Annotated in this window: 25 protein-coding genes and 1 tRNA gene; 12 read left to right on the plus strand and 14 right to left on the minus strand. The window is 42.6% G+C overall.

Translation table 11 applies throughout. The annotated features are described in order from the left end of the window. The first annotated feature begins 22 nt into the window (after nt 1–22). Together AC13CK_RS04700 and AC13CK_RS04705 are read left to right on the plus strand one after the other, a co-directional pair. The gene (locus AC13CK_RS04700; protein WP_168730734.1) at nt 23–466 is read left to right on the plus strand and encodes a DUF2726 domain-containing protein; all 444 of its coding nucleotides are present in this window, start codon (nt 23–25) and stop codon (nt 464–466) included. A gap of 316 nt (nt 467–782) precedes the next feature. Continuing rightward, nucleotides 783–1,772, plus strand: a complete 990-nt coding sequence (locus tag AC13CK_RS04705; RefSeq protein ID WP_425877938.1) for a diaminopimelate dehydrogenase — start codon at nt 783–785, stop codon at nt 1,770–1,772. A gap of 185 nt (nt 1,773–1,957) precedes the next feature. Here the strand turns inward: AC13CK_RS04705 and AC13CK_RS04710 are convergent, their stop codons facing one another. From AC13CK_RS04710 to glnA, 6 genes are all read right to left on the minus strand, one after another. Further along, the gene (locus AC13CK_RS04710) at nt 1,958–2,221 is read right to left on the minus strand and encodes a hypothetical protein (RefSeq protein ID WP_253175248.1); all 264 of its coding nucleotides are present in this window, start codon (nt 2,219–2,221) and stop codon (nt 1,958–1,960) included. 128 nt (nt 2,222–2,349) lie between these two features. Next, complete coding sequence (locus AC13CK_RS04715; protein WP_253113860.1) at nt 2,350–3,591, minus strand: lipase family protein; 1,242 nt, start codon at nt 3,589–3,591, stop codon at nt 2,350–2,352. Between the two features lie 110 nt (nt 3,592–3,701). Next, nucleotides 3,702–4,583 carry a 4-hydroxybenzoate octaprenyltransferase gene (ubiA, locus tag AC13CK_RS04720; RefSeq protein WP_253159093.1) on the minus strand — a complete coding sequence of 294 codons (882 nt, stop codon included), beginning with the start codon at nt 4,581–4,583 and terminating at the stop codon, nt 3,702–3,704. Between the two features lie 5 nt (nt 4,584–4,588). Then, nucleotides 4,589–5,095 carry a chorismate--pyruvate lyase family protein gene (locus AC13CK_RS04725; RefSeq protein WP_155861875.1) on the minus strand — a complete coding sequence of 169 codons (507 nt, stop codon included), beginning with the start codon at nt 5,093–5,095 and terminating at the stop codon, nt 4,589–4,591. Nucleotides 5,096–5,097: 2 nt separating this feature from the next. Beyond that, on the minus strand, nt 5,098–5,373 hold the full coding sequence (locus AC13CK_RS04730) for a hypothetical protein (protein WP_004279642.1): 276 nt from the start codon (nt 5,371–5,373) through the stop codon (nt 5,098–5,100). Between the two features lie 90 nt (nt 5,374–5,463). Further along, on the minus strand, nt 5,464–6,879 hold the full coding sequence (gene glnA, locus AC13CK_RS04735) for a type I glutamate--ammonia ligase (RefSeq protein ID WP_004279641.1): 1,416 nt from the start codon (nt 6,877–6,879) through the stop codon (nt 5,464–5,466). A gap of 808 nt (nt 6,880–7,687) precedes the next feature. On the opposite strand from glnA, the gene AC13CK_RS04740 reads away from it, so the two are divergent. From AC13CK_RS04740 to AC13CK_RS04770, 7 genes are all read left to right on the plus strand, one after another. Further along, on the plus strand, nt 7,688–8,272 hold the full coding sequence (locus AC13CK_RS04740; protein WP_004646400.1) for an anthranilate synthase component II: 585 nt from the start codon (nt 7,688–7,690) through the stop codon (nt 8,270–8,272). Between the two features lie 9 nt (nt 8,273–8,281). Further along, nucleotides 8,282–9,328 (plus strand): anthranilate phosphoribosyltransferase, encoded by a 1,047-nt coding sequence (gene trpD, locus AC13CK_RS04745; RefSeq protein WP_180037816.1) that lies wholly within the window; start codon nt 8,282–8,284, stop codon nt 9,326–9,328. Between the two features lie 20 nt (nt 9,329–9,348). Next, nucleotides 9,349–10,155, plus strand: a complete 807-nt coding sequence (trpC, locus tag AC13CK_RS04750) for an indole-3-glycerol phosphate synthase TrpC (RefSeq protein ID WP_425877933.1) — start codon at nt 9,349–9,351, stop codon at nt 10,153–10,155. Between the two features lie 197 nt (nt 10,156–10,352). Continuing rightward, the gene (locus AC13CK_RS04755) at nt 10,353–11,036 is read left to right on the plus strand and encodes a Smr/MutS family protein (RefSeq protein WP_005246851.1); all 684 of its coding nucleotides are present in this window, start codon (nt 10,353–10,355) and stop codon (nt 11,034–11,036) included. 93 nt (nt 11,037–11,129) lie between these two features. Next, a complete protein-coding gene (gene folE / locus AC13CK_RS04760) occupies nt 11,130–11,678 on the plus strand; it encodes a GTP cyclohydrolase I FolE (protein WP_004730181.1) in 549 nt (182 codons plus the stop codon). Nucleotides 11,679–12,001: 323 nt separating this feature from the next. Then, a complete protein-coding gene (locus AC13CK_RS04765; protein ID WP_004646396.1) occupies nt 12,002–12,436 on the plus strand; it encodes a hypothetical protein in 435 nt (144 codons plus the stop codon). A 115-nt stretch (nt 12,437–12,551) separates the two neighbouring features. Then, nucleotides 12,552–13,112 carry a DUF4385 domain-containing protein gene (locus AC13CK_RS04770; protein ID WP_425877930.1) on the plus strand — a complete coding sequence of 187 codons (561 nt, stop codon included), beginning with the start codon at nt 12,552–12,554 and terminating at the stop codon, nt 13,110–13,112. A gap of 11 nt (nt 13,113–13,123) precedes the next feature. On the opposite strand, the gene AC13CK_RS04775 is transcribed toward AC13CK_RS04770, so the two are convergent. From AC13CK_RS04775 to hemE, 5 genes are all read right to left on the minus strand, one after another. Then, complete coding sequence (locus AC13CK_RS04775; RefSeq protein WP_253148672.1) at nt 13,124–14,521, minus strand: diguanylate cyclase; 1,398 nt, start codon at nt 14,519–14,521, stop codon at nt 13,124–13,126. Between the two features lie 199 nt (nt 14,522–14,720). After that, the gene (locus tag AC13CK_RS04780; protein WP_425877928.1) at nt 14,721–16,607 is read right to left on the minus strand and encodes an Lnb N-terminal periplasmic domain-containing protein; all 1,887 of its coding nucleotides are present in this window, start codon (nt 16,605–16,607) and stop codon (nt 14,721–14,723) included. A gap of 77 nt (nt 16,608–16,684) precedes the next feature. Next, nucleotides 16,685–17,155 carry a DUF3015 family protein gene (locus tag AC13CK_RS04785; protein WP_004646390.1) on the minus strand — a complete coding sequence of 157 codons (471 nt, stop codon included), beginning with the start codon at nt 17,153–17,155 and terminating at the stop codon, nt 16,685–16,687. Nucleotides 17,156–17,298: 143 nt separating this feature from the next. After that, a complete protein-coding gene (locus AC13CK_RS04790) occupies nt 17,299–18,102 on the minus strand; it encodes a DUF817 family protein (protein ID WP_004646389.1) in 804 nt (267 codons plus the stop codon). A gap of 10 nt (nt 18,103–18,112) precedes the next feature. Then, nucleotides 18,113–19,183, minus strand: coding sequence for a uroporphyrinogen decarboxylase (gene hemE, locus AC13CK_RS04795; protein ID WP_005246858.1), 1,071 nt, complete (start codon nt 19,181–19,183; stop codon nt 18,113–18,115). A gap of 205 nt (nt 19,184–19,388) precedes the next feature. Here hemE and AC13CK_RS04800 point away from each other — a divergent pair, with 205 nt between their 5' ends. From AC13CK_RS04800 to AC13CK_RS04810, 3 genes are all read left to right on the plus strand, one after another. Then, the gene (locus AC13CK_RS04800; RefSeq protein WP_425877925.1) at nt 19,389–20,612 is read left to right on the plus strand and encodes a L,D-transpeptidase family protein; all 1,224 of its coding nucleotides are present in this window, start codon (nt 19,389–19,391) and stop codon (nt 20,610–20,612) included. 180 nt (nt 20,613–20,792) lie between these two features. Further along, on the plus strand, nt 20,793–21,491 hold the full coding sequence (locus AC13CK_RS04805; protein ID WP_425877923.1) for a pirin family protein: 699 nt from the start codon (nt 20,793–20,795) through the stop codon (nt 21,489–21,491). A 335-nt stretch (nt 21,492–21,826) separates the two neighbouring features. Continuing rightward, nucleotides 21,827–22,798 (plus strand): methyltransferase, encoded by a 972-nt coding sequence (locus AC13CK_RS04810; RefSeq protein ID WP_425877921.1) that lies wholly within the window; start codon nt 21,827–21,829, stop codon nt 22,796–22,798. Between the two features lie 124 nt (nt 22,799–22,922). Here the strand turns inward: AC13CK_RS04810 and AC13CK_RS04815 are convergent. The 3 genes from AC13CK_RS04815 to AC13CK_RS04825 form a co-directional block, all read right to left on the minus strand. Further along, nucleotides 22,923–23,012 (minus strand) — tRNA-Ser (locus tag AC13CK_RS04815). An 87-nt stretch (nt 23,013–23,099) separates the two neighbouring features. Further along, nucleotides 23,100–25,136 (minus strand): FAD-dependent oxidoreductase, encoded by a 2,037-nt coding sequence (locus tag AC13CK_RS04820; RefSeq protein ID WP_262466621.1) that lies wholly within the window; start codon nt 25,134–25,136, stop codon nt 23,100–23,102. Between the two features lie 139 nt (nt 25,137–25,275). Further along, complete coding sequence (locus AC13CK_RS04825; RefSeq protein WP_253146162.1) at nt 25,276–25,629, minus strand: hypothetical protein; 354 nt, start codon at nt 25,627–25,629, stop codon at nt 25,276–25,278. Nucleotides 25,630–25,812: the final 183 nt, after the last annotated feature.

Below are 25,812 nucleotides of genomic sequence, written 5' to 3' on the forward strand. Positions count from 1 at the left end.
TTATTCTCCCCTTTTGTGATCTGTGTTTAATTTGAGTCAGTTTATATTTTTTGTGATTGGCTGCCTGGCAACTTTTGCATTAGTTTGCCTGCTCTTGCCGCATCTCTTCACCCGTCAAAAGAAATTCTATCCAAAGCGCGTCATTACTGCTTTTGAAAGCAGGATGTTTACACGTCTGAAAGATGCCTTTCCCCATCATCACATTCTTGCACAAGTCGCATTTAGCGCTTTGATCACGCACGATCAGATGAAAATGCGTAATCAATTTAATCGTAAAGTTACAGACTTCGTAGTACTTGATCGTGAATATAATGTAGTGGCGATTGTCGAACTGGATGATCCGAGCCATATTGGCAAAGAGCAGGAAGATGCTGAACGTGATGCGATGCTGATTGCAGCAGGCTATACCGTGATTCGATACACTCAGATTCCAACTATCAGACAACTGCAAAGGGATTTAAAATAAATTAAGCTGCAATTTCGATATTTCTCGCTGCAGCTTGAATTGGATTAATCAAAGCCTCCTGCTCCGCTTTTAATTTCTCGGCAGCTTTTCATGCTTCAAAACTAACCTATCCTCGTCCAATTTAGCGTCTCATCACAAGCATTCTCAGTTAAACCTGCCTTTCTGCAGAACTAGGGTGATAAAGTTTAAATTATCGCTCTATAATCCTTTCGAAAACAAAATATAAGTCAGATGACCTGATCGGCCTGTTCCATTTCCGGCCATCATCACCTTGCTTATTTTTGGCGTTGTTTTTTTATTCAGTGATCGTTTATTTATGCAAAATTCTATTCGTATTGGTATCGCGGGTTACGGTAATCTTGGCCGCGGTGTTGAAACTGCCATCCAAAAAAATCCTGATATGCAGCTTGTCGGTATTTTTACTCGCCGCTCACCAAGCAGCGTCTCTCCTTGCTTTGCAGAAACTCAAGTGTATAGCATGGATGCACTATTAAATGATTTTAGCGATAAAATTGATGTGCTGATTCTTTGTGGCGGCTCTAAAGATGACTTGCCACAACAAGCGCCTATCTTTGCAAGTAAATTCAATACTGTAGATAGTTTTGATACGCATGCACGTATTCCGGAATACTATGCTGCAGTCGATGCACCTGCCCTTGCTAACAAAAAAACAGCCATGATTTCTATTGGCTGGGATCCTGGCATGTTCTCGATTAACCGTTTATTTGGTGAAGCGTTATTACCAGATGGTGAAACTTATACTTTTTGGGGTAAAGGCTTAAGCCAGGGACATTCAGACGCGATCCGCCGTGTAGCAGGTGTGAAAGCTGGTGTGCAATACACCATTCCATCTACTGACGCGATTGAACAAGTCCGCAGTGGCGCACGACCTGAGTTAAGCACCAAAGACAAACATCATCGTGACTGTTATGTGGTATTGGAACAAGGAGCTGATGCAGCAACAGTTGAACAAACCATCGTCAGCATGCCTGATTATTTTGCCGATTATAATACGACTGTGAATTTTATCAGTGAGGAAACTTTACTGAAAGATCATCAGGATATGCCACATGGCGGTTTTGTCATCCGTAGTGGTAATACCAGTGATGCACAAAAACAGGTGATTGAGTTTTCTTTAAAGCTGAATAGCAATCCTGAGTTTACCGCAAGTGTGTTAGTGGCTTATGCCCGTGCCTGCTACCGTCTGAATCAAACCCAGCAATATGGTGCTAAAACAGCATTAGATGTAGCACCTGCTCTACTTTCAATTAAATCTCCTGAGCAATTGCGTAAAGAATTGCTTTAAGATGATTTAAATATAGCCACCGATCGGATGATGGGTGGCTATATTTTTCTGTTGAAAAGCGCAAATTACTTCATCAAGAAATATCGAATATCTACAATCGAGTGAGATAGTTTTCGACAAATGAGCAACTATCTACTACACAGACATTTGCAGTATTAGACAAGTGCAAAGGGATTTTAGATAGATTAAGGTGCTGTTGCACTACTTTCAGACGCAGCTTGTATTGAATTTGCCTTAGCATCCTGCTCTGCTTTGAGCTTTTCCGCAGCTTCTCGTGCTTCAATACGTGCAATCATATCTGCCTGCTGCTGCTTGTATTTTTCCTGATTTTTAGCATCACTATTCACTGCAAGAAATGCCATACTAATTAAAAATACCGGAATACAAAGTGCAAGCGTACCGAAGATCAATAGCTTTTTTATACTGCGGGGCTGTGGCTGCTCGGACATAACAAACCTGCTTTGACAATCATTTAACTTTCACCCCTACTATAACAAATTAAAGCTCTTGCTCAAATTTTGAAAATGCGAAAATAAAAAAGGAGCCCTAGCTCCTTTTAATATCTTCGCTTTTATTTTTACTTCGCTGGCATATTTTCTTCAATGAATTCTACAAGCTCTGTATTTTTTAAAACGATTGCTTGAGTATGTGATGCACCATCAACTCCTAGGAAAGTCACATCCGTACCCAAAGCCGCCAAATTCTTTTGCAAGGCATCTGTAACATCATAAGGTACTGCCATATCTTCTTTACCCTGAATAATCATTACCGGTACATTTATTTTTTTGGTAGCAGGCTGATTATCCCTTAAGAAATTTTTCACAGATAAATTTTGATCAAAATTATCAGTCAGCCCTGGATAGTCCACCACTGTTTTCCCAGGATTTTGCTGTAACCATTGATCTATATCCGTACTAAAAGCTGTCATTAAATTTTCTAAACACAGACCATTTTCACCAGTAGTACCTTCAGCACGTTCTGCAACCAGCTCAGATGTGCTTTCAAAGATATCTTGATAAGCAAAATTTGGCTCATAGGCTTTTATTCCAACACCGACATAGGCTGCATAGGCAAGAAGTTCTGAATAAACAGCTTTCGCAGTTCCTGGTTGAACGGCACCAGCACCTTCACCTAAAATCAATTTATTTAAAGCTTGCGGTGCAACTGTACCAATAATATAGCCCAAACTAGATGCAGGTGCTGCTGCAACTGCTGCTTTATAATTTGGATCATTCCCTGCAAACTCTGCTGTACCCAAAGATGCATGTCCACCCTGTGATTGCCCCACAGATACCCATGCACCATTAAATTTATCGCCTTGCTGCTGCTTAAACCCTTTCACTGCATAGATTGCAGATTGTGCGGCACTCTTTAAATGCAGATAAGGATGAATCCCTCGAGTTCCTAAACCCTCATAATCAGGTGCAACGATGACATAACCTTTGGCGAGTAAACTCTCGGCCATTATTTTAAACCGTGGATTAAGAATATTTGAACTTGGTGCACAGCTATCACCACTCCCAACAGTTCCATGCTCCCACACCACTACACGCCAACCGTCTCTCGGTTGTGGAGTTCTAGGATAGATAACCAATGCTGTAGCTTCTGCTGTATTTCCCTGCACATTTGGCATGTTATATCGCATAACTCGAATACTTGATGCTTGGGTTATGACATCCTTGGTATAGGCTTGTTCACTCAAAAAAATCTTTGGCTGGGGGACAAAGATATCATTGTTATCATCATCGCCACACGCAGATAAAAACAGTACTGAAGAACACAGTACGCCCAACATTAATTTCTTATAACCATTCTGCATATTTCTATCCTTTTATTGTTATTCCCTATCTCTTTTTATCGAGATCACTCAAAATTAAGCATAAAAAAAAGCATCCTTATAGGACGCTTTTGTTATTAGCCGATAGATGGTTAGTACCAAAGAGCCAGAAAAATTCCAGAAAAGATTATGAATCCAATCCAGCGGTTATGCCTAAACGCCCAGAAACACAAATGTGGATTTTTATCTCGAGTTTTAAACCATTGGTAAATAAAATCGAGAGCGACAACAATTAATGCAGCCAAACCAAATGGAATCAGTAAATTTTCTAGCCAAAGTGCTACAGCAATCAAAAGAATACTAATGGCCTGCAAAGCGCTAATGATCTGAATATCATATCGACCAAATAAGATCGCGGTTGATTTCACCCCAATCTTTAAATCGTATTCACGATCTGCAATTGCATATTGGGTATCATAGGCTACGGTCCAGGCCAGATTACCAAAATATAGAAGCCAGCAGGTTAAATCCGGCGTTTGTCCAACTGCGGTATAAGCCATCGGAATCGACCAGGAAAATGCTGCACCCAAAAAGACTTGAGGTAAATGGGTATAGCGCTTCATAAAAGGATAAATAAACGCTAAAAATAAAGCCCCAAATGACCAGTAAAAAGTTTCGATTGGCAGAAAAAATAGTAGGCAGGCACTGGCAGACACCAAAACCAGAAATACCATCACAGCTTCTTTGGCACTGATAATCCCAGTCGCTAGCGGACGGTTTTTAGTACGCTCCACATGTGCATCGACTTTACGGTCAGCAAAATCATTAATGGCACAACCTGCCGCCCGCATAAAAATCACACCCAAAATCATGGGAATTAAAATTTCAATACGTGGCATGCCCTGAGCTGCAATCCACAGCGCCCACATGGTAGGCCAAAAAACCAGTTCAGTCCCAATCGGTTTATCAAAACGACAAAGATAATAATAGGCGCTAAGACGCTCACGCCAGGTGATTGCTTGTGCGGTTGCCATAAAAATCAAGCCCGTGAATTTTGTATAAAGTGTTCAAATGCCGGTAAAAATGTTTCTTGTACGATAAATTTACAGCCGTGCCAAGTATAGCAGCTCTGACGGGTCCAGCCCTCATCTAAAAGTACCACCCGGCGCTGGCACAGTGGATTAGTGCGCTGAAACAGAAACCAGCCAATCGGTTTGGTGCCAATATGCTGAAAAATTCGGGCTTTTTTTTGCAGGCTTAAAATCGGAAAGATGCTTTTGGCTTTCACCCAAGGAGACTGTTCCGAGCCGTAGAGATAACTTTCACGCACCCAGGAAGTATGCTGATGTGACATCTGCATCCATTTGGCATTGGCAAAGCTTAAACGCTGAAAATGCTCTTGAATTGGCTCGACATGGAATTGTCCTTGCGCCAAATCGGTCAGTTGTTGCGTGAGTGAACCCGATGCATACAGCCACGGTTTTAACTCAGCAGGCAGAGTTGACAGCAACACACGCTGATTTTGATTTCTAGAACGACTATTCATTGTTAACAGTTATCTGTTTTTGCAATGATTTCATATTTGCCTTGTGGGGTTTTAATTAAAATAAAACCTTCAGCACTCAAATAAAATGATTCTGGATAAGCATAATCCAGCGCTATTTCAGGATTTTTCAGCGCCACAAATTGAGCCTGCTTATAACCCTCGGGGGTCCGCCCCACTTCAAGATAAGTCACTTCAGAGAAGTTCAACTTAAAACCTTTGTTATGATCTTTTGGATCAATCCATGGATAAAAGCTGGTGTGCTTTTTACGTTGTGCCATTTAAGCCCATCAATCATTTAAAATTATAAATAGATGATACAAAAAAACCCGCGACATGCGCGGGTTTTCTTCGCTTTAATTCGTGATGAATTACAAGCTGTAGTACATATCAAATTCAACTGGGTGAGTAGTCGTGTTTAGACGACGAACTTCTTCAGTTTTAAGCTCGATATAAGCATCAAGCATTTCTTTCGTGAACACGCCACCTTTTAACAGGTAATCATGATCCGCTTGAAGTGCTTCAAGCGCCATATCCAGGCTATGCGCCACTGTAGGGATTTTCGCTTCTTCTTCAGGAGGAAGATCGTACAAGTTCTTGTCAGCAGCTTCACCCGGGTGGATCTTGTTTTGAATACCGTCAAGACCAGCCATCAACAATGCCGCGAAACCTAGGTACGGGTTCATCATTGGATCTGGGAAACGCGCTTCAATACGCTTGCCTTTCGGGCTAGACACGTAAGGAATACGGATAGATGCAGAACGGTTACGCGCTGAGTAAGCAAGCATAATCGGTGCTTCGAAATGTGGAACCAAACGCTTATACGAGTTTGTAGAAGGGTTGGTGATCGCATTCAAAGAACGAGCATGTTTAATTACACCACCGATGAAGTACAACGCCATTTCTGAAAGGCCTGCATATTCATCACCAGCAAACAGGTTTTTGCCGTCTTTAGAGATCGACATATGCACGTGCATACCAGAACCGTTATCACCCACCATTGGTTTAGGCATAAAGGTTGCTGTTTTTGCATATTGATGCGCAACGTTCCAAACCGCATATTTGAACTGTTGAACTTCGTCTGCTTTACGCACCATAGTGTTGAAGCTCACACCAATTTCTAACTGGCAAGAAGCAACTTCGTGGTGATGTACTTCTACACGACCTGGACCCATGATGTCTTCGATACGCGCACACATGTCTGCACGCATGTCATGTGAAGAATCTACAGGAGGAACTGGGAAGTAACCGCCTTTTACGCGTGGACGGTGACCAGAGTTACCGCCTTCGTAGTCTTTGTTAGTTGACCAAGCAGCTTCTTCAGCGATCAATGTATGGCGCGCGCCAGACATGTCGATTTCCCATTTTACTTCGTCAAATACGAAGAATTCTGGTTCTGGACCAAAGAATGCAGTGTCACCGATACCGGTAGATTTCAAATATTCTTCTGCACGGCGCGCAATCGAACGTGGGTCACGATCATAACCTTGACCAGTTGATGGCTCGATTACGTCACAAGTTACAACAACTGTTGGCTCTGCAAAGAACGGGTCGATAAAACCTGTTGCCGCATCCGGACGTAAAATCATGTCCGATGCTTCGATGCCTTTCCAACCTGCAATTGAAGAACCGTCAAACATTTTGCCGTCTTCAAATGTATCTTCATCAATACTGTCTGCTGGGTAAGTGACGTGTTGTTCTTTACCCTTGGTATCAGTAAAGCGAAAATCGACCCATTTTGCGCCACTTTCTTGTATGAGTTGAAGGACCTTGTTCGCCATGCTCATTTTGCTCCGATGTTTTTGTTGCACCCGTGAAGTGCGTGTTAGCAGTTGATAGTTATTAAGCAATTACCGTACCAACTTTTAAAAGTATAGATAAAATCTTGAAATCTTTATAAGAAATCATGAAGTGACAAAAATACTTTGCGGCTATTATACTAGCTGCAAAACTAAATGCACCATATTCAAGCATTCTTCATTTATTTTATTTCAGCTTTATTTTTTAGCGCACCTAAATAGTGCATGTATCTATAAAGATGTATGAGAAACATAGCTTTTTATAGCAAATATGCTGCTTTTTCTTACTTTTGTTATGTTTTTACTTGTTTTTGGCTAAAAATTGAGCGTTTTTTGGTAGATATCAGTAAAGAAAATTTTGCGATTCATTTGGGATTGTATGCCTATTATGAGGCATTTTCTTTAAATCTACTTTCAATAGAAAAGTTTATATAAAGCTTAATTATTCAAGTGATGTTTTTTTCATCAAGCATTTTACCTCTCTTTGATCTCATTTTTTCATTTTTAAGTTTTACTCTAAAAAATATTCGTTTAAAACTTTCTCTGAGTAAGCCTATTACTTTAAATCATGATTAAAATTTTATTTAATTTTCTATAGGTTTTTAAAGCCAATAAATTGATCGAAATTGTTGCGCCGAATGGGGCTATTTTTTGCTATGATGAAGCGTGCTTTATTTTCACACAATGAAATCAATGATTTAGTTGTGTCAGGCAAGTGCTTGCAACACGTATAAATAAAGTACGATCTGGACAACATTAGCACAGTTAAGTGCATTAATTTCAATAGGTTAAGCTCATGCTTTTAATGATCGACAACTATGACTCCTTTACTTATAACATCGTCCAATATTTTGGCGAACTGAATCAAGAAGTAAAAGTAGTCCGTAATGATGCCGTGACATTGGAAGATATAGAGCGATGGCAACCTAAGTATTTAGTGATTGGCCCCGGCCCGTGCTCGCCAAGTGAGGCAGGAATTTCTATTCCTGCCATTCAGCATTTTGCTGGCAAAATTCCTTTACTGGGCGTTTGTCTTGGTCATCAAAGTATTGGGCAGGCATTTGGCGGTGATATCGTGCGTGCCAAACGTGTCATGCATGGCCGTCTGTCTGATATGTACCACAGTGATACCGGGATTTTCAGCAATCTCCCTTCTCCATTTCCTGCAACGCGCTATCATTCACTGGTGATTGATCAAGCCACCTTGCCCGAATGTCTGGAAGTGACCTGCTGGACCAATGAAGCTGACGGCTCTATGGAAGAAATTATGGGTGTGAAACATAAGACATTGCCGGTCGAAGGCGTGCAGTTCCATCCCGAATCGATTCTGAGCCAGCATGGTCATCAAATCTTTAAAAACTTTCTCGAAATTTATGCCTAAGAACACCTTATGAATATTCAACAAGCTTTAAGCAATATTACTAAAAACATTCACCTGACTCAGGATCAAATGCAAGACGTGATGCGTGCCATCATGTCAGGCGAAGCGACCGATGCCCAGATTGGTGCCCTGCTGATGGGCTTACGTCTTAAAGGCGAAAGCATTGATGAGATTACCGCAGCTGCACGTGTCATGCGTGAACTTGCCACTAAAATTGATGTCAGTGACATTCCTTATCTGGTCGATATCGTCGGCACAGGCGGTGACGGTCAAAACCTGTTTAACGTTTCTACTGCCTCTGCATTCGTGATCGCAGCAGCCGGTGCAACTATAGCCAAACATGGTAACCGCGGCGTTTCGACCAAATCAGGTTCGTCAGATTTGTTGGAACAGGCCGGGATTAATCTGGACCTGAATATGCAGCAGACTGAACGCTGTATCCGTGACGTTGGTGTCGGTTTCCTGTTTGCACCGAATCATCATCAAGCCATGAAATATGCAATCGGTCCACGTAAAGAACTAGGGATTCGCAGCATTTTCAATTTACTTGGTCCGCTTACGAATCCGGCTGGAGTAAATCGTTTAGTCATTGGCGTATTCTCTAATGAACTCTGTCGTCCTATTGCCGAAGTCATGAAACAGCTCGGTGCTGAACATGTGATGGTAGTGCATTCACGTGATGGTCTGGATGAAATCAGTATAGCCTCTTCAACTCATGTCGCTGAACTGAAAAATGGCGAAGTCACGGAATGGGACATTATTCCTGAATCGGTCGATATTGAGTCGCAAACCCTGACCGGACTGATTGTGGAAGACTCTGCGCAAAGTCTGGCTTTGATCAAAGATGCGCTGGGCAAGAAGAAATCAGACATCGGTGATAAAGCAGCGAACATGATCGCGCTGAATGCCGGCGCAGGTATTTATGTCTCCGGTTTAACCAGCAGCTATAAGCAAGGTGTTGCACTGGCACATGACATTATCTACGGCGGTCAGGCACTTGAAAAAATGAGTGTGCTGTCTGAATTTACCAAAACCATTAAACATTACGAAGCTTAATTCGGTCAGGGATTTTGATCATGGTGGATATCGCAAACACAATTTTAGGTAAAATTGTTGACCGCAAAAAAGAAGAATTTGCCCTACGTTTAAAGCAGAAAAGTTATAAAGATCTGGAAGAACTGGCACAAGGTGCATCACCTGTGCGTGGTTTTGCCCAGTCTTTACTCTCGAAACGTCCGGGCGTCATTGCTGAAATTAAGAAAGCTTCGCCATCTAAGGGCATTATTCGCGAGAACTTTAACCCTGCGGAAATTGCAGCACAGTATCAGGAGGCAGGTGCAGCCTGTTTATCGGTGCTGACCGATGTAGACTTTTTCCAGGGTCACGATGACAACATTCAGATTGCCCGTTCACATTGCGACCTGCCTGCACTGCGCAAAGACTTTCTGATCGATCCTTATGGAGTTATCGAAGCACGTGCTCTGCATGCAGACTGTATCTTGCTAATTGTGGCTTGCCTGTCTGATCAGCAGTTAGAAGAAATGTCTAAAACTGCATTTGAACATCATCTGGATGTACTGGTTGAAGTTCACGATGAAGAAGAACTATCCCGTGCTTTAAAACTTTCTGATCGTTGTCTGCTCGGTGTAAATAACCGTAATTTAAAAACCTTTGATGTGGATTTAAACACATCATTACGTTTGAAAAAATTACTGGACCCTTCACGCCTGCTGGTGACTGAAAGTGGTATTGCCACACCTGCGGATATTGCGATGATGCAGAAAAATGATATTCACGCCTTTCTGGTCGGCGAAAGCTTCATGAAACAACCACGTCCGGATCATGCTTTCCGCGATCTGTTTGGTGAGCCTGAAGCGGTTTAAAATGTAAATGCTCACCTAAGCATTAAAAAAGCCCAATCTCAGGATTGGGCTTTTTTATTTTCAATATTGAAAAGTAGATCATAGATTCTCGAGCGTATTTAAAATCCTCAGCAATGTCATGAACGCAATTCAGTTCTCCTTTGTCTATTTTCAGACTATAATTCTTGTAAATTCCGCATCTCCCTTGTTTTTACATTATGAGTAAACACGATTCTTCATTATCTAAAGATCAGTACAATCTGCTGAAATCTTTTAAGAAGCAAATTACACAACCGCAAACGCCTGCGGTCGTTGCTGCACCTGTTGAAAAGACTGTCGAGCAAGAAGCGTTAGAAGAACTGGAATTATTCCGCAAGCAAATGCAGGGCGTACAAAAAATTGAATCGGGAAATACGGTTCAACTGGACAAACCACGCAAGAAAAAGCCGGATGCACAAATCTTGGCAAAGCGTGCAGCGGCTACTGGCCCGCTGGAAACAGAGGCAATGGCTTTATCAGATACTCAGGCCATGCTCAATCCTGTCGGCAGTCAGGCCAACTTGAGCTATCGCATCGCCACCTTGCAGCATAAAGTGTTTGAAGACTTGAAAGCCGGTAACTTGCGCTGGTTTGAAGCTGTGGATCTGCATGGCTGTACCGTGGAAGAAGCGCGTCAAGCCGTGCTGCAGATTATCCAGATCGCCAAAGATGAAAACCAGAACGTGATTAAAATCGTACATGGCAAAGGCCCGGAAGCGATTTTAAAAACCTATGTCAACGGCTGGCTGCGCCAGCATCGCGATGTTTTGGCATTTGTCAGTGCACCTGAAAAGCAAGGCGGTACCGGTGCGGTATTGGTTCTGCTCAAACGTGCAGAAAAGAATCCAAAGTTCAAACAGTAAACGGTTTTAGCCTCAAAACAAGGCATTGTAAAAGTTTTCTGCTACAATGCCGTCCTTGTTCATTCTCAGTTTAAGTGAATACGTCATATGACTATGCAGCAATCCTACGCAAACATTCTTACTGCCGTTGGCGAAGATCTAAATCGCCCTGGTCTCAAAGATACGCCTGTGCGCGCTGCGAAAGCATTTTCATATTTAACCTCGGGTTATAGCCAGACACTTGAAGAAGTGACCAACAAGGCGGTCTTCCCTTCCGATAACCGTGAAATGGTACTGGTCAAAAACATCGAATTTTATTCGCTATGTGAGCATCACTTATTGCCATTTTATGGCCGCGTACATATCGCCTATTTGCCAGAAGGTCATGTTTTAGGCCTGTCTAAATTTGCCCGTATTACTGAAATGTTTGCACGCCGTTTGCAGATTCAGGAAAATCTGACTCAGCAAATTGCAGAAGCAGTGGCTGAAGTCACCAAAGCACGCGGTGTTGCAGTAATGATTGATTCTGCGCACATGTGCATGATGATGCGCGGTGTAGGCAAGCAGGAATCAACCACACGTACGGTATCATTTATTGGTGATTTTAAAACCGACAAAGAAACACGTCGTGAATTTTTAAGTGCGGTTCCAGAAAGCTATTAATTATTAAAGCTTAAAAATAAGTTACTCAAAGCCTCGATCATTCGGGGTTTTTTGCTTTTGAAGGAAGAGGATATCAATACTTAATTCAAAAGCTCACTTGCTATAAATAACACCTGGTAACAGGGTTTAAAGACCTGTCCCAAAACTTGCTATGTTTCAGTCTAGAACTCAAACAATTCTTGCTTGTGTTTGCAACAAGCATACACTTGGATACACGATAAAGTTTTAATCCTGCCGCTCTCCCATTAAAGTAATTTGAAGTTGATATACAGCAAAGCGCTTTATATCTTTCTGATTGATTTTTAATGATAAGGAAAGTAACCATGGCGAATAGCAAAAATAACCAGGCGAAAGACAGCAAAAAATCAGCAAAAACTGCTAAAAAGACTCAAGATGAGAAACTGAAAAAGTCGAATAAAAGCAGTGATAAAGACAGTGATCGCAAAGTTACCAAAAAAGCGGCGAGCAGTAAATCTAAAGCGGCATCTTCTAAAAAAGACAATGCCAGCAAAGATGAAAAAGTGAAGGCAAAGAAAAATTCGAGCTCAAAAGCCAGTGATAAAGCGAAAGACCAAAAGACTTCTTCCGCGAAAAAACCGGCTAAAGCAAAAAGCAGCAACAAGAGTAAAGACGACACTAAAGTGAAAAAGTCTTCTTCAAAAAAATCGGCACCTGCTAAAAAGCAGTCGAGCAGCTCCTCTAAGAGCAAGTCAACCAAGGCTAAAACCTCGAAGACCAGTTCGAAAAAATCGAAGTAAAATGAAAAGCCCCTAGCTCTAGAAGACAGGGGCTTTTCTGTATCTTGTCCTTTCGTTTTTATAATTTGTATTAGCTGAAATATCGAATAATTTTAAATTTCAGAAAAGGCCGAATATGAAGCCATCTGCCAAAATAGCTCCACCAAAACGTCCGTCACGTGTAGTTTCGAATAGTTTTGATTATTCTCTGGACTTTGCAAAGGTTAATTTCCGCAAACGACCGGAGCTCTACCGGATTGGCCGTGGTGAACAAGGTGTATTATTGGTTGAGCCTTATAAATCAGAAATCCTGCCACACTGGCGCTTTGCAGATGAAGAAAAAGCACAAGCTAGCAGTGAGAAAATCTATCAGCTTTTTTTGGACTATTTAAAACAAGAAGATTTTATCGGTGCGGACATGGCACGCAAGTTTTTACAGATGGGTTTCACCCGTGCCCGACGTTATGCCAATCATAAAGGTGGCAAAAAATACGATGGCCCGGTTCCGGGGGATAAAAAAGGCTTGAGTGGTGCGCATGGCCGTTCCGAGCTGCCACGTAATCATGAAGATCCGGTTAAAGCCGCTGCTGCCAAAATCTTTAAACAGAAATGGGAGGAAGCTAAAAATCATCCCGAATATCTCCAGCAAAAACAGAAATTTCAGGAATTTATAGAGCAGCAGTCTGCAACTGGCTAAAAACCTTTCATTTAAACTGAGAGTGGCTGTGCGACAGGGTTCAAGGACTGATGAGCCATATAAACTCTGTTACGCCCGTTGTTCTTCGCCATATACAAGGCAGAATCTGCCGCATTCAGGAAGCGCTGATAATCCGGATGTCCATCATAAAGCACACAACCAATACTGACCGTAAATTTAAACTGCTGGCCTTGTGCCGAATTAATCATGCCATTTTCAATATATTTACGAATACTTTCGGCAATATTCAGGGCACGTTTCTCATCAGTATCCACCAGTAATAGCAAAAACTCTTCACCGCCGACCCGGAAAGCATAATCACTGCCCTGACTGTATTTTTGCAATGCTTCGGCCAGAAATTTCAAGGCCAGATCACCTGCTGCATGTCCGAATTTGTCATTAATACTTTTGAAATAATCAGCATCAATGGCAAGTAAAGACAAAGGCGTATGATTCTTACGGGAAAAAGTGATTTCACGTGAAATAATCGTATTCAAATAACGACGATTCAATAACTGGGTCAATGAATCATTACCGGATTCAATATATTCGGCCACCTGAAATAACTGATCTACCAACAACTGAATTTCGCGGTTCAAGTCACGGATCTGCTGGATCAGTCCCAGCATATTGTTTTTGTCCGTACAGTCCATAATATCCTGATTAAGTTCATCGACTTGATAAATTCGTTCAATGATTAAATCGACCTGATCAGAACCGGTAAAAGCATAAGAGGCTTTATGGATAAACCATAAACCGAACTCAGACTTGGACAACATCGGATGATTCAATTTCTCATGCTCAGAAAAGACTTTGAACATGAGTTCATTTTCCCAGTCCAGTAATGAGCTACGCTGTTTATCTTTTTGTACGGCCACATCCTGCATCGCTGAAAAAACACGATAACTGTGTTTAATTTCCTGATTCATGGCTGTCTTAGCTTCATAAGATCGGCACATGACTTCTGTGGCAAATCCCATGATCTGGACAATATAACTGCAGGTAGTCAACATACTGTGGTGAGGATTCTCATCCAGCAGTTCAAACATTTTACGCTCAATTTCACGTACACCGCGCATGATCAGCCAGGATGGAATTCCGACACGCGCATGCACATGCCCCACCATCGCCTGTTTCTGCACGGCATCGGCATAGCGTTTATTAATTCCCACACTAAAGCTTTCAAGTAGCCAGGCATTTAAAGTGTCGCGCAAGCGCTGTTGAATCAAGTCATCAGAAAAGAATTCTGCAGATTCCTTTTCAATGAGCATGTTTTTATAGAATTCTTCCACCAGAATCAGGGAATGATCTTGAATAAAGTGAAAGGCATGCAATAAGTCATCAGATGAATAATTTTGACAGATCTGTTCCCATTGCTCGGCCAGTCTTGCCATGCATTCATTATTCATACTGTCTGTTCCCCAAAACCTTGCTATTTTTACTCAAATTATGTGACAAATATAACAAATATCAGGTATTTTTCCTAAAATATCGATCAGATTATTTGTACCAAACCCAGCCAATCTTTTTATACAAGGGAAAACCGAACAGTAGCCTCATGGATACCACAGCACTTTATGAATAGTGCTGATCAGTTTTAACTCAATCTTAAAAATACCGGATCAAACCAAGACTCCATTGATCCCAGTCTTTGGACTGCTGTTGCTGATATTCCCAAGACAGCCGAAGTGCATGTTGTGGATTGAATGCATATTGGAGTTCAGTATTCAGTTTCAGCTGCCAGCGATGCGAATCCTCCCAATAAGGCAGTTCCACCTGCACCAGACTGTTGATCTGATCGCTCCAGATATTCTGGCACCCCACAGTAGGGCCTGCACCTACGCGCCAGCCTTGATCAAGTGCCTTGCCTGCCTGTAGCTGAGTTTGCATTTGTGCATAACATAGATGTTCACGGCTGGCATTTGCCCAGCTATAACCGCCCTGAGTTTTTAAGCTGGCGACGCCATGCTGCTCATCTTCACTAAACTGGCCATGCGCATCCAGTGCCTCCTGTTGCCAGCCCAGATTAAAACCCCAGGATAACGGCGTATTAAACGGATTGACCGGGTTATAGGAATTGACAGTAAATAGATCCAGATGTTCCAGCTTGAGCTCACTGTCACGATATTGCAAAGCCCCATCTAGAAACAGCAATTGTGTGCCGGTTCGAAAACCGCCTTGCGGGTCGATGAGATCATGATAAGCCTGCCGATGTCCAAGCTGGACAAAGGATTCTCCCTGAACCTGTCCGGCCTGAAGACTGATATTCCGTGCATGATGGCTTTGTACCGGATCTATTTTTGGACGTTCAGGCGCTTTACGCTGTTTCTCGATATCCAGCTGACTTCTTAAGCCTAATAACTTGCGGAAACGTGGCTGAGCAAAAGATTCATCAACTTTTTGTCGAAGAAAGTCCAGATATAAATGATCATAGGCCATTTCCAAAATTTTGGCCTGATCTTCTGCCGGATAAGTTTGCAAAATGGAAGACATTACACCTGTTTCTGCATAAGCCAGCTGATGTGCAGTTTTTGCCAGTGCTTTACCATGCTGTCTGGACTGAGCCAGCAATTGAGTTTCAAGCGCTGGACGGTAAACTTTCTGTTTGATCAAGCCCTGTTGTTCTACGACTTTCAGTGTTTCAATCGGAATCGCAGTCGAATTAAACTGTTTTTGTAGATTCAGCTCGGGACGTACCAGATCAAACAGTCCCAGTAAGCGATAAGCGCAATTATCACTGATAAAATAATAAGGGAAACTTACATTTTGCATTTCCCAGAGATGCTGTACCAGAAATCTGGTTTCTTGCGGGCTTAAGTTTAATTCATATTCCCATAAGTCCCGGCTTTCGAAGTCACCATACTCTTTGACCTTGCGGTAATACGGCATCAGTGAATATTCACCCGGATATTGTCCAGTCAGCCCTTTCCAGGCAAAGGACCAGTTGTCATTGCCATCGACCGTCGCAGCATAGTTGACCGCATAAGAAATCAGATTGAGTTGTTGCTGGTCTTTAGGGTCCAGACGCAACAAGGTATGACCAAACATCGAGCTGGGATTACCCATAAAATCCGTGGCATAGATCAGGGTTGCCTGATAAGGCTTGACCTCGCCAATCCATTTATCCAAATCCGGGCAACTGACCGCAGGCAATTGTTGCTCGGAAATATTCAATTGCTGCATTAACCAGCTGCTGCGTGCAGGAAACTTACAGCGGACGGACTGATTCGGCTCTGTGCTCAGGAATAAAGCCTGAATGTTATGCTGCATTTCTTTTTTTAGATCAGTTTTTCCCTGCTCTGCCAGGAAATAGCCCGAATAGTTAACCTCGCTATGACCTTGGGGATTGGCATACATGAGACGTTGCCAGGTAGTGCTCTGATCCAGACGCTGAGTTTCGGCCTGAGCGATATAATGCTGGATGTCTGGATTAATTTCGCTAGAAAAACTTAAAGGGCTGAATGTCAGGCCCAACATGAAGAACGCATATTTCATTCAGTTAACTTATTCTCATCAATTTCTTTTAGTCATAAGAAAACCCTGCCAGAACAGCAGGGTTTTTAGGGTGCGGATCAGATGTAGGATTTCAATACTTCATCTTTGGCCATCACAGTTTGTAAGGTGCTTAAAACTTGTAATGTATTCTGGTTTTCTTCGGAATAAATTTCAGAGAAATTCTGCTTGGAAACGCTAAAGAAACGAGCTTTATCTTCAGATTTAATATTCAAAAGTTCAGCCAGAACATTCAGGCTTTCACCCTCTCCAACTGCCATATCACGCGCCAATGTTTCAGCGTTTTCATTGGTAAAGGTCACCACTTGAGCGGTTACGGTACCGCCCTGGCTACAACCTAAAGTACCAAAAGTGATCCCGAGCCACTGATTCGTGAACAGAACGTTGGTCGTACCTGCAAAGAGTTTAGGAATAATACCAGACTGACCCGCCCACACCTGGCTTCCGATACCACAACCGACATCTCGGTCAGCCATCGCCATGCTTGAACCAGTCGCCAATACCGCCGCCAGCATAATTTTTTTCAACATAGTTATTCTCCAATTATTCTCATGCAATCTTTGTTATTACTCTAATAATGTAATTTAAATTACATACTCAGCAGAGTAGCGACAAGTCAAGTTTGGCGCAATTGAAAAAATGTATGCTTTACATAAACATAACCTGATTGATTTTACTGTTCCTTGAGCGCCCAATCGCCTTGTGAATTACGCTGTCCCAAGATTTTCAGTACTAACACCAGACTCAGCAATAACAACAAATACCAGGAGCCCAGTTTGCCCCATCCCACCATATGCCATTGCTCAATCTGGCTTGGATAGAGCCAGATCTGGTAAAAGGTACTGATGTTCTCGGCAATCCAGATAATAAACGCCAGAATCAGCAGTACGGGTAACATCGGCAACTGAAAAGTATGCCGATTCAGCTGAAAGCGAATTCTGGTTTTCCAGAACATCAGCACGCTCCAGACAAATAAAATCACCCGATAATCGGGAATAAAAAACTTGCTCATAAAGTTGATATAAGACAAGACAGCCAATGTCAGCATATGGCTAAAACGCGGCAATTTTTCAAATGAAACCTGATATAGACGTAAAGAGCGCGCAAAAAAACTGCCGACCGCAGAATACATAAAACCGGCAAATAAAGGCACGGTCAGGATTTTAAATATTGCGGGTTGAGGGTAATGCCAGGAAGCAATTGCCGGATGGGTCAGGAAGATTTCCATCACCATGGCCATGAGATGAAATAACGCAATCACTTTGGCTTCAGCCCAGGATTCCAGTTTGGTATAGAGCAATATCACCTGAATCAGCAAAGCAAAAAAAAGCAGATAGTCATACCGGTAAAAACCAAAGAAGAGATCGCTGCCCATAGAAGCAGTCAGTGCAAAAGCGAGCAGGAGTAAAATCCCAAATAAGGCAGCCGAAGCTGCCTTATAAGTAAATTCAAACCCTGATTTGAATAGATCGATCAAGGTTTACATCCTAAAGATATTTGGCACTATACTCATGTACGGTATCAATAAATGCTTTTGGATTCGCCGGATCAACCCACTGGGTAATACCATGACCTAAATTGGCAACATAACCGGTTTTCTCGCCATTGGCATAGGCATCATCCAGCATGGCTTTTGTCGCTTTAATGATGGTGTCTGATGAACCATATAAAGTTGCAGGATCCAGGTTACCCTGAAGTGCTGCACGACCAGCAACCGTTTGACGAGCGACATTCAATGGCGTGGTCCAGTCCAGACCAAATGCATCTGCGCCTGTCGTAATCATCGGTTCCAACCATTGACCGCCACCTTTGGTAAACAGAATTACCGGAATCTTGCGGCCGTCTTTCTCACGTTGCAAACCAGCGACAATCTTCTGCATATAGTTCAGCGAGAACTCGATATATTCACGATGTGCTAATGCCCCACCCCAACTATCAAAGATCTGTACCGCTTGTGCACCCGCATCGATCTGCGCATTCAAATATTCAGTCACTGCATCAGCCAGACGATCCAGTAAAGCATGCAAAACTTCAGGCTGCGCATACATCATCTGTTTGGTAAAACGGAAATCCTTGCTTGAACCGCCTTCGACCATATACGTTGCCAGAGTCCATGGACTGCCCGAGAAACCAATCAGAGGAACCTGACCGCCCAAGGCTGAACGAATGGTCGAAACGGCATTCATCACATAATCCAGATCCGACTTGGCATTAAATGCAGGCAGATTGGCGACATCCTGTTCGGTACGGATGGTCTTGTGAAATTTCGGGCCTTCACCGGCTTCAAAATACAGCCCCAGTCCCAAAGCATCCGGAACCGTCAAGATATCCGAGAATAAAATCGCGGCATCAAGATCATAACGGCGTAAAGGCTGCAAAGTTACTTCACAGGCCAGTTCAGTATTCTTGCAAAGCGAAAGGAAATCTCCTGCCTTGGTACGCGTTTCGCGGTACTCAGGCAAATAACGGCCAGCCTGACGCATCATCCATACTGGCGTAGCATCTACAGGCTCACGCAACAATGCGCGCAGAAAACGATCATTTTTTAAGGTCGTCATTCACATTCCCATCTTTCTTTGACATTGCCAACATCATAGCAAAAAGGCCGCAGTTTTAATAACTTCTGGCAACTTTAAAAACCGATCGGATTGATCGGCAACCTAGTGATTTACACAAAACAACTACTGCATCTCCACATTTTTTCTGTAATACTTATAGTGTTTTTTCACATAGTTAAAGAAATAATTCTTAAGGTTGAGTTACATGTTCGTTCGCACAATGCTCGCTGTGAGTCTAGGTTGCATTTTCGCAGGTCAAGTTTTTGCCGCGTCTACTGCTGAACAACCATTAAAACCCCAAGTGGTGACTAATGTTGCAGTGCAAGATCCGATTGATCCATTAGCAACTGAAGCTTCAGCGGCCCAAGCAGCACCTGCAGAAGCGCAAATTACTGCCCAAGAACAACAAGACTTAAAACAGGCATCTGAAGCGCTGAATGAGCTACAGGATACCGAAGATCAGACTGCCTCTGTTGGCGCAGCACCAAATACCAAAGCACCGACTAACTCTGCGGTGACCAAAGCTTCTTGGACTTTAGACGGTTTAAACAATGCCCAATGGTATGAAAATATCGGTGCAGGTCAATTCCCAGTTTACGCACGTGCGCATGTCATGCTGAATAATGCCCATGCATCACCAGGTGCGATTGACGGAACCAGCGGTAAAAATACACTAAAAGCCATTGCATCTTTCCAGCAAATGAATGGCATTAAACCGACAGGTGTTTTGACTCAGGAAACCTGGGATAAACTGGTGGCACGTCAGGGTTCTAAGCCAGCCTTTGTTGAATACACCATTACTGAAAAAGATCTGGCAGGCCCATTTGCCAAGTCTATTCCTTCAGATTATGCGTTACAGGCGAAAATGAAAGGCTTGTACTACACACGTGTCAGTGAAATGTTGAGTGAAAAATTCCATATGGATGAGAATTTCTTAAAGAAACTCAATCCAAATGCCAACTTTAATAAAGTTGGTGAAAAATTACTGGTCAGTAATGTACGTAATGACTTGCCTGAAGGTATTCACTTGATTGTTGCACATAAAGGCGCGAAACAACTGTACTTATTTAACAGTAAAAATCAAATGATCGCGTCATTCCCTGCCACCATTGGTAGTGCGGATACACCATCTCCAACCGGAACCTATAAAGTAACAGGTGTCGCACCAAACCCTTGGTACAGCTATTCACCGTCTAACTTTGTACAAGGTAAAAACTTAAAACCACTATCTTTACCACCGGGTCCTAACGGTCCTGTCGGGAATATCTGGATTGGTTTAAGCAAGAAATCATTTGGTATTCACGGAACACCAAACCCGTCTACCATTTCGAAAACAGCGTCACATGGTTGTATTCGTTTGACTAACTGGGATGCCAATGATCTTGGCCGTAAAGTCAAATCTGGGGTAACGGTTCGTTTCTTAGAATGATGATCGGTCTGCCGATTTGAATAAAAATAGCCTGCTTTTGAGCGGGCTTTTTTATTCCTTATGTTTACTTTCAGCTCTGTCGTTGCAAAAATGCAATGATCTGTCGCCTATTTGAGATTTTTTCAGTTATAAAACGACAGTATGATGATCTCAAGTTAAAAATAATGTCGAGATAAAATCATGAATGCTTTTCTACATCCTAGCGAAAATCGTGGTCATGTAAAAATGGGCTGGCTGGAGTCTAAACACAGTTTCTCATTTGGTAACTGGTATAACCCAAAGTATATGGGTGTCAGCGCTTTACGTGTCATTAATGATGACCTGATTGATGGACATCAGGGTTTTGGAACGCATCCACATGACAATATGGAAATCCTGACCTGTGTGCTGAAAGGAACCATTACCCATCAGGACAGCATGGGCAATCATGGCGGAATCGCTGCGGGTGAATGGCAACTGATGAGTGCAGGAACAGGTGTGCGGCACAGTGAAATGAACCAAGGCGACGAACAGGTCCATTTACTGCAAATCTGGATTATTCCAAATGAACGTAATGCCAAGCCGAACTATCAGCAAATCCGTCTTGACCCGCATGAGCAACCGAACCAGTGGCATTTGATTTGTGGTCCGAATGACAATGTACCGATGCATATTCGTCAGAATGCCGAAGTCAAAACTGCGGTGATTCAGCAAGGCCAAAGTCTGGAAGTGAAAGCGACCCAGCATATTAATTATGTACATGTTGTTTCTGGCACTGTCCAGATCGCTGAACATACAGTTGAAGCTGGCGGCGCAATTGCTTTTCTAGATGATACAGAAATTAAAGCAAGCGAAGATGCGCAAGTGATCTGGTTTGATTTGCCGGAAGTACCCAACTAAGCTTTTAAAGCTCTCAGCTCTAATGGCTATTGATCCCAGTGATTGATAGCCATTTTTTATACGTATAATCATGAATAAAAAATAATAGTTCGCAAAATCATAATAAGGCTGCTTAACCAATAAAATTATGCCTACGACCTATACAAATCCAACCAATTCTCATCACATTTTTACCTAAGCAATGCATTATTTAGGTGAATATAAACTGATCCCTTTCCATGGAATCCAGTGCTGTATAGCTTTGATCATTCACGACTGGTTTGATATTGTCTTTTGCAGGCATAAAGTGAATTAATCTTTTCATGTAGGTTAAATAAATAGAAGAGCATATCCGTATGAACCAAATTTTAGAGATTCAAAGCAGCCCGCAGCAAGCTTTGCTTTATTTATTAGCCTTTTTAAAACAACAAGATTATCAGTTTACGACCATTACACCGCTTTCCCACCAGCGAATTCTGAATCGAAAAAAGAATGAAATTTATAAGCACAGAACCCATCAGGATATCTTTGGCTGGAATCTAAACTTTAAAAAAACTGATCTTGATTCTGCCCTTTTTACATTATTGCAAGAACATCAGCTTCTACAGGTTCAGGAAGATCAATACTTGAGTCAGGTTCGGGTTTCTTCACTCGATGGCGAACTCTTTATTCATTCAGCTTTTCCAACCACTCAGCAAGATGCGGTATTTTTCGGTCCCGATACGTATCGCTTTATCTATCATCTCAAGCAATATCTAGCTGCTCAGACTCACCCTTTCAAACGGGTCGTGGAAATGTGTTGTGGCACTTCAGCAGCCGCGATCAGCATTGCCAGACATTTTCCAGATGTGAGTGAAATTATGGTTGCAGACCTGAATCCCAAAGCCTTGCTCTATAGCCAGATTAATATCAGTTTTGCCGGCTTAAACCATATTCATCCGGTGCAGAGTAATTTATTTTCCTATCTTGAAGGCCAGTTTGATCTGATTTTTGCCAATCCGCCGTATTTGATTGATCCGGAACAACGTCAATATCGTCATGGTGGTAATAAACTGGATGGCTGTGATTTATCATTCAGGATTATAAAAGAAGGTCTACAGCGACTGAATTCTGGTGGACGTTTATTCCTATATACTGGAGTGACCGTGACTGAGCATGGCAATCTATTTTTGCAGCATCTTAAAGATTTGATGAAACAGCATCAAAATATAATCTGGTCATATGAAGAAATTGACCCGGATATTTTTGGTGAAGAACTGGAACAGCCAGCTTACCAACATGTGGAAAGAATTGCGTTGGCATTAATCAAAATTGAAGTAGGCAATTAAAGAATATTTATTAATTATGGAATTTTAAAATTTTGACTTTGTTCGCTATCAGCTTATTTTAAATCGTTTTATTAAAATCATAGAAATAAAAAACCCCAATCTTTCGACTGGGGTTTTTAAAATTTGGCGGAAGCGGTGAGATTCGAACTCACGGAGGACTCACACCCTCGTCGGTTTTCAAGACCGGTGCATTAAACCGCTCTGCCACGCTTCCATGGGCGCAATAATACGGAGCTTTTGTCCGGCTGACAAGTGAAAATTACAGTGAATGCAATCAACTGCATATAGTTTCATCAAATCCTTACAGTTTTGCTGCTAATTCCGCTCCCTCACGAATGGCGCGCTTGGCATCGAGTTCAGCAGCCAGTTTTGCACCGCCAATAATATGATACTGCGCCAAGGTATTTTCCCCAGCACTCGGCATCAGGTCTTTTACCGATTCCTGACCTGCACATACCACAATGGTATCCACACGCAATAATTGAGCATGACCATCCACCTCAATCCATAAACCTTCATCCGTGACAGATTTATATTGCACGCCGCGCAACATCCGCACAGCATGTTTTTTTAACTGGGCACGATGTACCCAGCCTGAAGTCTTGCCCAGTCCTGCGCCAAGTGGTGTTTTTTTACGTTGTAATAAATAAATTTCCCGTACTGGTGGTTCGACTTCAGCACGCTGTAACCCGCCTTCAGTCACATAATCTGGATGAGAATCTACACCCCATTCACGCTTCCACTCATCCACAGGTTGCGGCTGTATTTGATGCGGTGGCTTTAATAAAAACTCGGACACATCAAAACCGATCCCGCCTGCGCCAATGACCGCAACACGATCACCGACAGGTGCGCCACGTAGCACTTCTGCATAAGATAATACTTGTGGTGCCTGACTGCCTTCGATATTCAAGGCACGCGGCACAACCCCTGTAGCCACAATCACCTCATCAAAACCCTCACGCTCCAACTGCTCGCGGTTGACTCGGGTATTGAGACGCAGATCAACTCCAGTTTTTTCTAGCTGCACTTTAAAATAACGAATCGTTTCGTGAAACTCCTCTTTCCCCGGAATGACTTTAGCCAGGTTGAACTGTCCGCCTACTTCATGACTGGCCTCAAACAGCGTCACATCATGCCCGCGACTGGCTGCGACAGTAGCAGCCGACAAACCTGCGACACCCCCACCGATCACTGCAATACTTTTTGGTTTTTTGGTTTTGACATAGACCAGTTCGGTTTCATAAGCGGCACGCGGATTGACCAGACAGGTTGCGCGCTGGTTTTTAAAGGTATGATCCAGACAAGCCTGATTACAGGCAATACAGGTATTGATTTCATCAACACGATTGGTTGCAGTTTTATTGACCCAGAACGCATCTGCCAAAAGTGGACGTGCCATCTGCACCATATCTGCCTGACCAGAAGCCAGAATTGCTTCGGCAGTGTCTGGCATATTGATCCGGTTGGATGCAATCACCGGCACCGAAACATGTTTCTTAACTTCAGCCGTGTAATCGACAAAAGCAGCACGCGGTACAGAAGTCACAATGGTTGGAATACGTGCTTCATGCCAGCCAATCCCGGTATTGAGCAAAGTAATTCCAGCCTTTTCCAAAGCTTTAGCTACGGTAATGACTTCCTGCATGGTATTGCCATCATGCACCAAATCGAGAAGCGACAAACGGAAACAGATAATAAATTTTTTGCCAATTTCTTCACGAATGGCTTTGACGATTTCTACAGCGAAACGCATCCGGTTTTCGATCGGACCTCCCCAACGGTCGGTACGCTGATTGACATGACGGCTTAAAAACTGATTTAGCAAATAACCTTCAGAACCCATGATTTCCACGCCATCATAGCCGGCCTTTTTAGCAATGCTAGCAGTTTTTACATAATCCTGAATCGTATTCAAAATCTGCTTATCTGACATTTCACGCGGTTTAAAAGGAGAAATCGGCGATTTGATTGGACTGGCCGAGACCACAAAAGGCTGATAGCCATAACGTCCGGCATGCAGAATCTGCAAAAGGATTTTGGCACCATGTTTATGAACTGCATGGGTGACTAATCGATGTGGTGCAATATCGCCCAAGGTATTCATGGTGCCGCCTGCCGGCAATAACCAGCCTTGACGGTTTGGCGATATACCACCCGTAATCAGCAGACCTACGCCACCCTTTGCTCGTTCACCAAAATACGCAGCTAGTTTAGGATAATTATAGAAGCGGTCTTCCAGACCAGTATGCATCGACCCCATCACCACCCGATTTTTAATGGTGGTAAAACCCAAATGCAGTGGCTTTAAAATGTTGGCATAGCGCGTCGTGGTCATAACAAATCCCTGATTATATTTGGCTGAGCAAGTCATTCCCTTACTTTAACTGATTTTCAGAGGCTTTTTATGACCCGGAGTTCAGCATTTTCAGGCACAAATATCAATCTTCGAAACAGTTCTTTCTATACATCACGAATTAGCTCTGCCATTGCCGTGCAGTGGATTTCCATAATGCAATCGCGCCCAATACTGTACCAATTGGAAAACTCAGCAACATCAGGATGGCCATTATTCTGGATAAAGTTTGTCCTGAACCATTGCCCTGCTTCACCTTGATACTGGCCTGTATATTAAAAAACATCAGCAAGCCTAAAAGCAGCAGCACCACAGCTAAACTCAGCATGGAAATACTAGATTGCTGATATTCAAGATATAAAAACAGCACTGTACTAAAACCAATCAGGCCGGCATAAATCCCATGTAACAGTGCCAGCGTTTCATTCTTAGCTTTAAGATTTAAATTAGGTAAAGGTGGGATGCGAGTCGCCATGCTTTTATTCCTGTTTTATCTGATTTTTAACTTTATTCGGCTGAATATAACCAATTTCTTCCGTTTTCAGCAGGATTCTGGTGAAAATCGTGCGATTTATGATTATTTAAGCCTATTGAATAGAGATTTTAAAACGAGTTTTTCTTTTCTAAAGCAAACCTAAATAAATTAATGATACAATTG

Source organism: Acinetobacter sp. L-24, from assembly GCF_056857555.1.